At 68.2% G+C, this 13165-nt stretch carries 9 protein-coding genes; 8 read left to right on the forward strand and 1 reads right to left on the reverse strand.

Annotated features, from left to right (window positions below; all coding sequences use genetic code 11):
• Window positions 1–108 precede the first annotated feature (108 nt).
• The 4 genes from metH (at window position 109) to H0264_RS20540 (ending at window position 6686) form a co-directional block, all read left to right on the forward strand.
• A complete protein-coding gene (gene metH, locus H0264_RS20525) occupies window positions 109–3687 on the forward strand; it encodes a methionine synthase (RefSeq protein ID WP_181579043.1) in 3579 nt (1192 codons plus the stop codon).
• A gap of 78 nt (window positions 3688–3765) precedes the next feature.
• Window positions 3766–5541 (forward strand): serine/threonine-protein kinase, encoded by a 1776-nt coding sequence (locus tag H0264_RS20530; protein WP_181579044.1) that lies wholly within the window; start codon window positions 3766–3768, stop codon window positions 5539–5541.
• A gap of 81 nt (window positions 5542–5622) precedes the next feature.
• Entirely contained in the window at window positions 5623–6306 is a 684-nt protein-coding gene (locus tag H0264_RS20535; protein ID WP_276514502.1) for an HAD family hydrolase, read from the forward strand.
• Window positions 6307–6323: 17 nt separating this feature from the next.
• Window positions 6324–6686: an MmcQ/YjbR family DNA-binding protein gene (locus H0264_RS20540; protein ID WP_181579045.1), complete on the forward strand. Its 363-nt coding sequence runs from the start codon at window positions 6324–6326 to the stop codon at window positions 6684–6686.
• Here H0264_RS20540 and H0264_RS20545 read toward each other — a convergent pair.
• The gene (locus H0264_RS20545; protein WP_181579046.1) at window positions 6629–7594 is read right to left on the reverse strand and encodes a toprim domain-containing protein; all 966 of its coding nucleotides are present in this window, start codon (window positions 7592–7594) and stop codon (window positions 6629–6631) included. The genes H0264_RS20540 and H0264_RS20545 overlap by 58 nt on opposite strands.
• 216 nt (window positions 7595–7810) lie before the next feature.
• Here H0264_RS20545 and H0264_RS20550 point away from each other — a divergent pair, with 216 nt between their 5' ends.
• The 4 genes from H0264_RS20550 to H0264_RS20565 all read left to right on the forward strand — a co-directional run bounded on the left by H0264_RS20550 (window position 7811) and on the right by H0264_RS20565 (window position 13017).
• A complete protein-coding gene (locus H0264_RS20550) occupies window positions 7811–8713 on the forward strand; it encodes a HalD/BesD family halogenase (protein WP_231085966.1) in 903 nt (300 codons plus the stop codon).
• A 117-nt stretch (window positions 8714–8830) separates the two neighbouring features.
• A complete protein-coding gene (locus tag H0264_RS20555) occupies window positions 8831–10192 on the forward strand; it encodes an NAD(P)/FAD-dependent oxidoreductase (protein WP_181579047.1) in 1362 nt (453 codons plus the stop codon).
• Window positions 10193–10390: 198 nt separating this feature from the next.
• Window positions 10391–11215 (forward strand): class I SAM-dependent methyltransferase, encoded by an 825-nt coding sequence (locus H0264_RS20560; protein ID WP_181579048.1) that lies wholly within the window; start codon window positions 10391–10393, stop codon window positions 11213–11215.
• Window positions 11212–13017: a choline/carnitine O-acyltransferase gene (locus H0264_RS20565; protein WP_181579049.1), complete on the forward strand. Its 1806-nt coding sequence runs from the start codon at window positions 11212–11214 to the stop codon at window positions 13015–13017. Before H0264_RS20560 ends, H0264_RS20565 begins: the two co-directional genes overlap by 4 nt.
• The last annotated feature ends 148 nt before the right edge of the window (window positions 13018–13165 follow it).

The raw sequence follows: 13165 nt of genomic DNA on the forward strand, positions 1-13165 counted from the left end.
CCGCTCCGTCAGTCCAGAATCGAGACGGGCCGCGAACTTGGTGGTTGCTGGAGTGCCGGAGGTAGTCCGAGGGCTGGATTGTCCGGCGTTCCCTTTACTCTTGAGTACATGTCTGTACGCAGCCGCGCCGAATTCGACACCACCCTTTTGGACACGCTCAGACGGCGTGTCGTGATCGGGGACGGTGCGATGGGCACGATGCTACAGGCCGCGGATCTGTCGCTCGATGATTTCCGCGGCCTCGAAGGCTGCAATGAGATTCTCAATGAAACCCGCCCTGACGTGCTGCGACACATTCATCGCGCGTACTTCGAGGCGGGCGCGGACGCCGTCGAGACCAATACCTTCGGCTGCAATCTGCCCAACCTCGCCGACTACGACATCGCCGACCGCATCCGCGATCTGTCCGAACGCGGCACCCGCCTGGCCCGTGAGGTCGCCGACGAGATGGGACCGTCGGCCGACGGCACCCCGCGCTATGTGCTGGGCTCGATGGGCCCCGGCACCAAGCTGCCGACGCTGGGCCACGCGCCCTTCGACGCCCTGCGCGACGCCTACACCGAGGCCGCGCTCGGCATGCTCGACGGCGGCGCGGACGCCATCCTCGTGGAGACCTGCCAGGACCTGCTGCAGGTGAAGGCCGCCGTCATCGGCAGCCACCATGCCATGGCGCGGGCCGGCCGCCGGATTCCGATCATCACGCACGTGACCATGGAGACCACCGGCACCATGCTGGTCGGCTCCGAGATCGGCGCGGCGCTCACCGCGCTGGAGAACCTCGGCATCGACATGATCGGGCTCAACTGCGCCACCGGCCCGGACGAGATGAGCGAGCACCTACGGCACCTGTCCAAGCACGCGAACCTGCCGGTATCGGTCATGCCGAACGCCGGTCTGCCGATTCTCGGTGCGAACGGGGCCGAATACCCGCTCACGCCAGAGGAATTGGCCGTGGCCATGACCCAGTTCGTGTCCGAGTTCGGGCTCTCGCTGGTGGGCGGCTGCTGTGGCACCACGCCCGAGCACATCCGGCAGGTGGCCGAGGCCGTGCGCGAGGTCACTCCGGCCACCCGCGCGCCCCAGCACGAGCCGAGTGTGTCCTCCATCTACTCCTCGGTCCCGTTCGAGCAGGACGCCTCGATCCTCATGATCGGTGAGCGCACCAATGCCAACGGCTCCAAGGCTTTCCGTGAGGCCATGCTGGCCGGCGACTGGCAGAAGTGCATCGACATCGCCAAGGACCAGACCCGCGACGGCGCGCACATGCTGGACCTGTGCGTGGACTACGTGGGCCGCGACGGCACCGCCGATATGGCCGAGCTGGCCTCGCGCCTGGCCACCGCCTCCACCCTGCCGATCATGCTGGACTCCACCGAAACCCCGGTGCTGAAGGCCGGTTTGGAGCACCTGGGCGGCCGCTGCGCCATCAACTCGGTCAACTACGAGGACGGTGACGGCCCGGACTCGCGCTTCCAGCAGACCATGGCCCTGGTCGCCGAACACGGTGCGGCCGTGGTGGCGCTGACCATCGACGAAGAGGGCCAGGCGCGCACCGCCGAGAAGAAGGTGGAGATCGCCGAACGCCTCATCGCCGACATCACCGGCAACTGGGGGCTGGCCGAGTCCGACATCATCATCGACACCCTGACCTTCACCCTGGGCACCGGTCAGGAGGAGTCGCGCCGCGACGGCATCGAAACCATCGAGGCCATCCGGCTGTTGAAGCAGAAGCATCCGGATGTGCAGACCACCCTGGGTCTTTCGAACATCTCCTTCGGTCTCAACGCCGCCGCGCGGCAGGTGCTGAACTCGGTGTTCATGCACGAATGCGTGCAGGCCGGACTGGATTCGGCGATCGTGCACGCCTCCAAGATCCTGCCCATGTCGCGGATTCCCGAGGAACAGCGTCAGGTCGCCCTCGATCTGGTCTACGACCGCCGCACCGAGGACTACGACCCGCTGGGCAAGCTCATGGAGTTGTTCGAGGGCGTGTCCGCGGCCTCGTCCAAGGCTTCGCGCGCCGAGGAGCTGGCGGCGCTGCCGCTGTTCGAGCGCCTCGCGCGCCGCATTGTCGACGGTGACCGCAACGGTCTCGAGGCCGACCTCGACGAGGCCATGAAAGAGGTTCCGCCGCTGCAGATCATCAATGAGACGCTGCTGTCGGGCATGAAGACCGTCGGTGAGCTGTTCGGCTCCGGCCAGATGCAGCTGCCGTTCGTGCTCCAATCGGCCGAGGTGATGAAAACCGCTGTGGCGCACCTGGAACCGCATATGGAGGCCACCGACGACTCGGGCAAGGGCCGCATCGTGCTGGCCACCGTCAAGGGCGATGTGCACGACATCGGCAAGAACCTGGTCGACATCATCCTGTCCAACAATGGCTACGAGGTCGTGAATATCGGTATCAAGCAACCGATTTCGGCCATCCTGGATGCCGCGGTGGACAAGAAGGCCGATGTGGTCGGCATGTCCGGCCTGCTGGTGAAGTCCACCGTGATCATGAAGGAAAACCTCGAGGAGATGAACTCCCGCGGTGTCGCGGAACAGTTCCCGGTGCTCCTCGGTGGTGCGGCGCTGACTCGCGCGTACGTGGAGGACGATCTCACCGCGGTCTACGACGGCGATGTGCACTACGCGCGCGACGCTTTCGAGGGCCTGCGACTCATGGACGAGATCATGACCCGCAAGCGCGGCGGCGGCGCGGATCCGGATTCTCCGGAGGCCATCGCCGAACGCGAGGCGGCCGCCGAACGTAAGGCCAGGCGTGAGCGCTCCAAGCGAATCGCCGCGCAGCGCAAGGCCGCCGAGACGCCGGTCGAGGTGCCGGCGCGCTCCGACGTCGCCGCGGACCTGCCGGTCGCCGTCCCGCCGTTCTGGGGGACCCGCATCGTGAAGGGGCTGTCGGTCAGCGAGTACTCGCACACCCTGGACGAGCGGGCACTGTTCCTCGGCCAGTGGGGTCTGCGCGGTCAGCGCGGCGGCGACGGGCCCTCCTACGAGGAGCTGGTGGAGACCGAAGGCCGTCCGCGCCTGCGGTATTGGCTGGACCGGCTCACCGCCGAGGGCGTGCTCCAGCACGCCGCCGTGGTCTACGGCTACTTCCCGGCGGTCTCCGAGGGCGACGATGTGATTGTTCTCACCGAGCCCAAACCCGATGCGCCGGAACGCTATCGGTTCACCTTCCCGCGTCAGCAACGCGACCGGTTCCTCTGCATCGCGGACTTCATCCGCTCCCGGGAACAGGCGCAGCAGACCGGTCAGGTGGATGTGCTGCCGTTCCAGCTGGTCACCATGGGTCAACCGATTGCCGACTTCGCCAATGTGCTGTTCGCGGAGGATAATTACCGCGATTACCTCGAGGTGCACGGCATCGGCGTGCAGCTCACCGAAGCACTGGCGGAGTTTTGGCACCGGCGAATCCGGGAAGAACTGACGTTGGAGGGTCATGCCGTCGCCGAGGAGGACCCCGCCGACGTGCTGGACTACTTCAAACTCGGTTACCGTGGCGCACGGTACTCGTTCGGATACGGGGCCTGTCCCGATCTGGAGGATCGCGCGAAACTCGTTGACCTGCTGGACGCGGGCCGGATCGGAGTGATGCTGTCGGAGGAGTTGCAACTGCATCCGGAGCAGTCGACGGATGCCTTCGTTCTGCTGCACCCGGAAGCGAAGTACTTCAACGCTTAGGATTTTCAAGAGTTTTCCGGGCTTTCGCGCAGAGTTGCAGGGTGCTCGGCGAAAGTGCAGCAGGAGGGGCACAACCACATGACTTCAGACCGGCTGATTGCGGGGCGGTACCGACTAACGGATCCGATCGGCACGGGTGCGATGGGGGTCGTGTGGCGCGCGACCGATGTTCGGTTGCGGCGCACCGTGGCCGTGAAGCAGTTGCTGCTGGGGCCGGGCCTGTCCCGGTCCCAGGCGCTGGAAGCCAAGATGCGGGCGATGCGGGAGGGGCGCATCGCCGCACGGCTGCATCATCCGAACGCCGTCACGGTGTTCGACGTCGCCGAAGAGGACGGCCAGCCCTGGCTGGTCATGGAATACGTGGACGCCGTCTCGCTGGCGGCGCTCATGCGGGAGAAAGGCCAGCTGACACCGGCCGAAGTGGCCCGCATCGGCGCGAAAGTCGCTGCGGCCCTTACCGCCGCGCACAAGGCCGGCATCGTGCACCGCGATGTGAAGCCCGCCAATATCCTCGTCGCCGATGACGGCACCGTGAAGATCACCGACTTCGGCATCTCGCGCGCCATCGGCGACGTGACCGTCACCTCCACCGGATTCCTCGCGGGTACCCCCGCCTACCTCTCGCCGGAGGTCGCGCGGGGCGAGAATCCGGAGCCCGCCTCGGACGTATTCGCGCTGGGTTCAACGCTTTACGCGGCGGTCGAAGGGCAGCCGCCGTTCGGTGAGGGCGACAACCCCCTGGCCGTGCTGCACTCGGTGGCGCGGGCCCGGGTGCCCGAGCCGACGCACGCGGCCGCGCTGGGGCCCGTGCTCATGGATCTGCTGGCCGCCGAGGCGGGCGACCGGCCCACCATGGCGCAGGCCACCGATCGGTTGCAGGCCGTGGCCGACGGCCGCGTGCCCGCACCGCATCAGCCGACCAAGGTGCTGCCCGCGGTCGGGGCCGACGCGGCGGCGAAATCCGGGACGAATCCGAAAGCCGCTGCGGCCGTGGACACCTCGGATGCCACCACGGTGCTGTCCACCTCCCGCGCGGGCGCGTCCACCGGCAATGCCGCCGACCCGACCGAGCACATCGATATGGGCGGCCGCAGGCCGCCGCGGGACAGCTCCATCCCGCCCGGACTCCAGCCCATGGTGCCCTTCAACGCCAAACCCGCTGGGGGAGATGGCAATCGGCGTCAACTGGCGCTGGTCGCCGTCGGCGTCGTCGGGGCGCTGCTGCTGGCCGCCCTGGTGGCGACGGTGATCAGCCGCAATGACGACGGCAGGGGCCCGATCGCCATCGAAACCAGCACGATCACCGTGCCGGCGAATCCGCCCAGCGGGTCCGCGGCCGACGCCCAGGACCCGAACAGCAACGGCGGCAACAGTTCCGGCGGCGGCAACACTGCCGGCAGCGAGCCGACCCGCACCGCCGCGGGCCAGGTCACCCCGCCGCCGACCACCACCACGGCCCCTCCCAGCACCACCTCGGGCAAGCCGAGCACGACCACCACCACGACCACGACCACGACGACCCCGCCCACCACGACCCCGGCCGGACCGCCGAACGCGGCCGCGCAGGCGTCGTTCGTGCAGGGGTACTACGGCATGCTGCCCGGCAATGTGAACGGCGCCTGGTCCATGCTCTCGCCGAGCTACCAGGTTTCCGCGGGCGGATTCGACAGCTACTCCCGCTTCTTCGGACAGTTCAGCTCGGTCACCATCTCCGGGCTGACCCAGAACGGCGACACCGTCGTCGGCACCCTCACCTACGTCTACAAGAACGGCCGCTCCGAATCCGAACGTCGCTGGTTCCGCGTCGGCTCGGACAATGGCCGCCTGGTCATCGTCGACTCCCAGATCGGCTGACCGGCCCCGCTATCCTCGACCACGGGTTCGCCTTCGCGGGCGGACCCGTTGTCGTTTTCTCGTGAAGGGAGTTTCGAACCGGTGACGCGCGTGGATGCGGTGCTGTGGGACATGGACGGAACGCTGCTCGACTCCGAGAAGCTGTGGGATATCGCGGTCCGCGAACTGGCCGGTGAGCTGGGGCGCGAGATGACCGACGAGATCCGGCACGCCCTCATCGGCGCGTCCGGGCCCAACGCCCTGCGCATCATGTTCGAGGGTCTGGCGCTGGATCCCACGCCGGAGGCCATCGCGGACGCCGGGCACTGGCTCGAGGCCCGGGTGACCGAGCTGTTCCACGGCCCGATTCCGTGGCGGCCGGGGGCGCAGGACGCGCTCGACATTGTTCGCTCGGCGGGTATCCCTATGGCCTTGGTCACCAATACCAAGCGCTCGTTGACCGAATACGCGCTGAACACCCTGAGCCGGGACTACTTCAGTGCGACCGTCTGCGGCGACGAGGTGTCGCACGGCAAACCAGCACCCGACATCTATCTGCGCGCCGCCGAACTGCTCGAGGTGAGCCCGGACCGCTGTGCCGCCATCGAGGATTCACCCACGGGCGTCCTCGCCGCCGAAACCGCCGGCTGCCTGGTCCTGTGCGTCCCCTGCGAGATCCCCGTGCCCGCCGGACCAGGCCGCACCTTCCGGGAATCCCTGCTCGGACTCGCCATCACCGATCTGCACCGGCTCGCTTCTCATTCGTCCAAGCGGCAGGGGTCGTGATCGCTTAGCGTTCGGGTATGGCGGACGCGGTGGAAACGGTGCGGGCCCTGTGCATGGCATTGCCCAAGGTGACGGAGAAGCTCAGTCACGGCGAGCCCGCGTGGTTCGCGGGACAGAGAATGTTCGTCATGTTCGCCGACCACCATCACGACGGGCGCGTGGGATTCTGGTGTGCGGCGCCGGTGGGGGCGCAGGAGGAATTGGTGGGGGCCGAACCGGAGCGGTTTTTCCGGCCGCCGTACGTGGGGCATCGCGGATGGCTGGGGGTGTACCTGGATGTCGAGGTGGACTGGGGCGAGGTCGGCGAGATCGTGCAGGATGCCTACCGTTCGGTGGCGTCCAAACGACTTGTGGCGGAGCTGGATTCGGGGCCGCTGTAGTAGGCGTCGAGGAGGGGGACCGGGTCCAGTTCGGTGATGTGGTGGCCGGCATTGCAGTGATCGGTGAGGTCCTTGCCGTCGCGGGCCTGGACCACGCGCAGGTGCGGGACCGTATTGCGCAGCGAGTGGGCGACTTTCGCGGCGTGCCGGTAGCCGGGGGCATCCCGATCGGCGACGATCCAGACCCGGTGCGCGCCGGCCAGCCAGGTGGCGTGGTCGTAGTGCCAGTTGGTGGCGCCGCCCGCATTGCAGGTTGCGGTGAGACCGGCGTGGGCGGCGGTGAGAACATCGGATTCGCCCTCGCAGACGACGATGTCGCGGGACAGTTCGATGGCCAGCAGCACCTCGGGCAGCCGGAACGGCAGGCGCGGGAAACCGCCCGGCTGCCAGCCGGATTCGGTGGGCCGGGCCTGGCTGAAGGATTTGACGTAGCCGTATTCGCAGGCCGTGCGATAGCGGATCACCTTGCCCGCCGGGCGGCCGTCGGGCCAGCGGTAGATGTAGGCGGCAGCCTGACGGGGGCGCGCCACCGGGCGGCCGCGATCCTGCTTGTGCACTTCCAAGGGGAGTCCGGCGGCCAGCAGCGCGCGGTCGGCCAGCGCGAGTTCGCTGGGCGGGCCGTGGCGCCGGACGGGGGAGCGACGGTCCGGGGGCGGGCGGTCGAACAGGTCGCGGACCTGCAGGCCCAGGCGGTCCAGCACGGCCTCGTCGGGGCAGCCCGCGAAGCACTTGATGACGGTCCGCTGCTTCTGATGGTTGTAGACCACACCGAGCGAGGGATGATGCCGGCGGCCGTCGGCCTCGTGGACGGGGCAGAGGTAGGTGGTCCAGTCGCCGCCGCGCCGGCCGGGACCGGAAATGCGGGCGAGCGCACCGGTAATGGCGTCCCAGGAACGATTCGTACTCATGTTCGATCCTCTCCCTTCCGGTGTACCCGGTTCCGCAGGGCTGTCAAACCGGGTGAATGCGGTTGCGGCGCAGCGTGGAACCGGCGCTTCACCAGCGACTGCCGGGCAGCGTGCGGAAGCTCTCGCCAGGAAACCTCCGGTGAACGGCAATCGTGCACACCGATTTCACAACGCATCCCGGGCGTGTCGAACTCTGCTGCAGCCAGAATGTTCGGCATGGCTGAAACAGGGGTCCGGTTGGATGTGCACGCGGCGAATGACGATGGGGGACAAGGGGAACCCCTACCCGGCGTGGATACCACCCGGTATCCCCTGGATGCCCCCGGCAGCGATCGCTGGGCAGCCGCGGTGCGGGCCGCGCGCGCCGATCTCGCGGCGGACGGCTGCTGCGTGCTGCGCGGCTTCATCCGGCCCGAGCAGGTGCACACCCTGCGCACCGAGGGCATCGCCCTGGCTCCGCATGCCTACTACACCGTCGAACGGGTCAACGCCTACAACATCCCCCTCGACGCCGACCTGCCCGCCGATCATCCCGGCCGCCACGTCCTGCGGCGCGGAAACGCCTTCGTCGCAAGGGATCTCATTCCCCGCGACGCGCTGATCCACCGCCTCTACACCGACCTCCGCTTCCAGCGTTTCATCGCCGACTGCTTCGATCTCCCCGAACTCCACGAATACCCCGACCCGCTGGCCGGTCTCACCCTCAATGTGGTCGCCCCGGGCATGTCGCACCCCTGGCATTTCGACACCAATGAATTCACCGTCAGCATGCTCACCCAGGAGCCGGAGTGTGGCGGCGTCTTCGAATACTGCCCCAATATCCGCACCCGCACCGCCGAGAATTTCGCCGACGTGAACGCCGTCCTCACCGATCACGGCGACCACCTCATCAGCCGCCTCGACCTGAAACCCGGTGACCTGCAACTGTTCCAGGGCCGCTTCTCGCTGCACCGCGTCGCCCCGGTCGGCGGCACCGTCCAGCGCCACTCCGCGATCTTCGCCTACACCGACACCCCCGGGCTGATCGGCACCCCCGAACGCACCCGCCAGCTGTTCGGCCGCACCCTCCCCGCCCACCACGCGACCGACAACCAGCGCGGCGATCAACTCCTGGACTGAGCCGCGCCCGGGAGGCCGATCGCAGGCCCGGACACCCCGCCGCAGCCGCCCGAATCCACCGGGGCGAGTGCGCTCGCCTTGCCCCGCGCACGCCGATTCGATTGCTACGGTGGGCTGATGGGGCCAGCGAAGATAGTGATCGTCGGTGGCGGTTTCGCCGGCGTGGAATGTGCGCGGTATCTCGAGCGGCATCTGCGGCCGGAGGAAGCCTTCGTGCAGCTGGTCGCGCCCAGCGCCAGCCTGCTCTATCTGCCGCTGCTGCCACAGGTGGCCTCCGGGGTGCTGAGCCCGCGCGCGGTCGCGGTATCCATGCGCCGCGTTCTGCGCCGCACCGAATACGTGCCCGGCATGGTGGTCGGGGTGGATCCCAAGGCGCGGCAGTGCGTGGTGCGCCGCGCCTCGGGCGTCGAACTCGGGCTGGACTACGACCATCTGGTGCTCACCCCCGGCAGCATCACCCGCATCATGGACGTTCCGGGCCTGCGGGAGCACGGATTCGGGATGAAGACCCTCGCCGAGGCGCTGTATCTGCGCGACCACGTGCTGCGGCAGCTCGATGTGGCGGCCGTGCGCGGGGACGAGGAAGAGGATCGGGAACGGCTCAACTTCGTCACCATCGGCGCGGGATACGCGGGCACCGAGACCGCGGCGGTGCTGAACCGGCTCACCCGGGCCGCGGCCAAACGCTATTTCCCGCGCCTGGATCCGAGCATGGTGCGCTGGCGGCTGGTCACCCACGGCGATCGGCTCATGCCCGAACTCGGTGAGCGCCTGGGGGCGGACGCCAAGGAGATTCTCGCCAAACGCGGCGTCGAATTCGTGCCCGGGCTGTCGGCGGCCGAAGTCACCGCGCGCAGCGTGACCCTCACCAATGGCGAAGTGATCCCCACGCGCACCGTGGTGTGGACCGCGGGGGTGGCGCCGAGCCCGCTGGCGGGGCATCTCGGCGCGGACACCGTCAAGGGGCGCATAGTCGCCGCCGCCGATCTCACCGTGCCCGGACTGCCCGGTGTGTGGGCGTGCGGCGATGCCGCGGCCGTACCGGATCTGACCAAGGGCGGCGATGTGAAGTGCGCGCCCACCGCGCAGCACGCCATGCGCCAGGGCAAGCATCTCGGGGCGAATCTGGTCGCCACCCTGCGCGGTAAAACGTGCAAACAGTACAAGCATCGCGATCTGGGCATGGTCGTGGACCTCGGGCGCTGGGATGCCCTCGCGCGCCCGCTGGGTCTCGGATTGAGCGGCGCCCCAGCGCAATTGGTGACGCGCGGCTACCACCTGATGGCCTTGCGCACCTTCGCGGCGCGCGCCCGCACCGTCTTCGACTGGAGCATGCACGGCGTGACCGGCGACGACTTCATGCGCATCGGTTACTCCGACTTCCTGACCGAGACCATCGGCGGTTTCGAGCGCACCTCGGACTATCTGACCGCCGACGAGGTCGCCAAGTCGCTGGTCAACGATCCCGGACTCGCATGAATTCTGTTGTAGCGCAGTAAAACAGTCCTGCGCTGACCCATTGTGAATCTCCACGAAACCGAGCAATCCCGCCGCGTCCTGGTCAGAATGGTCGCTGTACTGCGACCGGGGGCTGGGTACACGCGTGCGCCTCGGTGGCCGGCGGCGCGGACCCCACGGTGCGCGGCGCTCGACCGCTGGATTGAGAGGGGACGTACCTTGCCGGTTTCGTTGCACAGCACCGGAAAAGCCTCGTTCGACGAGATATACGAACGGCCCGACCCGCGCGAGTACTACGCGCGCATGAGCGAATTGGACTACCGCATACCGGAATTGGCGAAACCGTACTTCCAGCGGTTCATTCGCGAAGCCCGGGCCGCGCGCGGCGGCAGCGGGCTCACGGTGCTCGATATCGGCTGCTCGTACGGGGTGAACGCGGCACTGCTGCGCTGGGACACCGGCATTGCCGACCTGGCCGAGCATTATCGTTCCCGCACAGGCGATCTCATCTCCCGCGACCGCGCCCGGCTGGCCGCTGGCGACCAGCAGCCGGGGGTGCGCTTCGTCGGCATGGACGCCTCGCGCCCGGCGCTCGACTACGCCCGCGCCACCGGCCTGCTGCACGACACCGTGCACGCCGATCTGGAGGCGACCGAACCCACCGAAGCCCAGCGCCGCGTGCTCGGCGACGCCGACCTGGTCATCTCCACCGGATGCGTCGGCTACGTCACCGAGAAGACCCTGCTGCGAGTGGCCCGGTGTAGCGAAAACCCGCCCTGGATGGCACATTTCGTCTTGCGCATGTTCGCCTTCGAACCCATCGCGGCCGAACTACGCGCGCTCGGCTACCGCACCCAGCGGCTTCCGGGAGCCTTCCGGCAGCGCCGTTTCGCATCCCCTGCGGAACAGACACAGGTGCTGAATACTCTGGAGGCCAACGGCATCGACCCGGCCGGCTGCGAATCCGACGGCTGGCTGTACGCACAGCTCTACCTGTCCCGCCCTGCCCAGCATCTACCCACCGATCACGAGGACATCCCTTGAGCGAACGGACCTTCGCCTACGACGATCAGCTCCCTCGCGTCCCCCTGCCCACCCTGGAGGAGAGCGGAACCCGCTTCCTGCACTGGTGCGCCCCGCTGCTGACCGACGACGAATACGCCGCCACCGCCGCGGCCGTCGAAGATCTGCTGCGCCCCGACGGCCCGGCCCGCACCCTGCACGCGGACCTGCAACGCTTCGACGCCGAACCGGGCGTGGGGAGCTGGCTGGACGAATTCTGGCCATCCCGCTACCTCGGCCGGCGTGACCGAATTGCCTTGAATGCCAACTTCTTCTTCCTGTTCCGCGACGACACGGCCCTGGCCACGTCGACCACCGCGGACCAGGCGGAGCGGGCCGCCGCGCTCATCGCCGCCTCGGTGAACTACAAGCTGCGTCTGGATGCCGAGGAGATCCCGCCGGTCACCCAGCGCGGGCAGCGGCTGAACATGGCGCAGAACAAATTCCTGTTCTCCGAGACCCGGATTCCGGGCGTGCCGCAGGACAGCGTGCGGGTGCCCTACAGCGAGGACTGGCCGGGGCCGTCGCAGGCGCGGCACATCCTGGTGTTCTTCCGCGGCAATATGTTCCGCATGGATGTGCTCGGGCCGGAGGGTGCGCCCTACGCACCGGAGGATCTGGCCGCCGGGCTGCGCTCGGTCATGAAGGCGGGCGCGCGGCGCGCGGCCACCAACTCGGCGGTCGGGCATCTCACCACGCTCGCCCGCGTGGACTGGGCGCCGGTGTACGAGCAACTGCACGCGGCGAACTCCGCCGCGTTCGAGACCATCGAGACGGCGCTGTTCTGCATCTGCCTGGAGGACTTCGCACCCCGCGACGTCCTGCACGCGTGCGATCAACTGCTGCACGGCGACAGCGGCAACCGCTGGTTCGACAAGGCGGTGTCGTTCATCGTCTTCGCCGACGGCACGGCGGGCATCAATGTCGAGCACTGCGGGCTCGACGGCACCACCATCCTGTCCTTCGTGGACGCCCTGCTGGAAGCACCGGTCGACGCGCACGCCGCGCAGGCCGGGGCGCAACCGCAGGGCCTGCCCGCCACCGAGCCCGTGGAATTCGTGCTCGACGCCGCGCAGAAGTCTGTGATCGCCGGTGCGGCAGCATCATTCGCGCAGTACGCGGCCGACAATGCCACCAGCACGGTGTCGTTCGACTTCGGCACCAACCGCGCCAAGCAGTTGAAGATCTCACCGGACGCCTTCGCTCAGCTGAGTTACCAACTGGCGCACAAGCGTTCGAAGGGCATCACGGGCGCGACCTACGAGTCCATCGCCACCCGCCAGTACCGCAACGGCCGCACCGAGGCCATGCGCGTGGTCACGCCCGAGATCCTCGAATTCGTTGCGGTCATGGAGGATCCGGCGTCCACGACCGAGGCCAAGCTGGCCGCGGTCCGCGCCGCCGCCGACGCCCACGTGCGACGGGCCCAGGAATGCCAGCGCGGCGAAGCCCCCGAACAGCATCTCTGGGAACTGCAATGGATTCAGCGCCGCCGAGGTGAACAACTCGGCGCCACCGAGCCCATGCCGTTCTTCGACAGTCCCGGCTGGATCATCGCCCGTGACGACTACCTCAGCACCAGCTCCGCCCCGTCGGTGAACATCCAGTTCTTCGGCTTCGGCTCCACCAGCCCCAAGTGCATCGGCATCGCCTACGTCCTGCTGCCCGACCGCTGGAACCTGTATCTGGCCACCCCCAAATCGGTTGCGGCCCAGATGCACACCTTCGCCGACAACCTGCGCGGCGCGGTGGAGGAACTGGCGGGACTGCTCGGGTCCGCCTGACCGCGATCCGCTGCCCGGCCGGCGCGCCGGGCAGCGGTCGTCAGGCATATCCCCGGAGTCCACGGCCGGGCGATCGCCGGTGGCACAGTTCGGTCGGCGGCCCGGATGCGACATCCTCGCGGGAAGTTCCAGCACCGTGCGGGTGAAC

The organism is Nocardia huaxiensis, assembly GCF_013744875.1.
Taxonomy (GTDB): domain Bacteria; phylum Actinomycetota; class Actinomycetes; order Mycobacteriales; family Mycobacteriaceae; genus Nocardia; species Nocardia huaxiensis.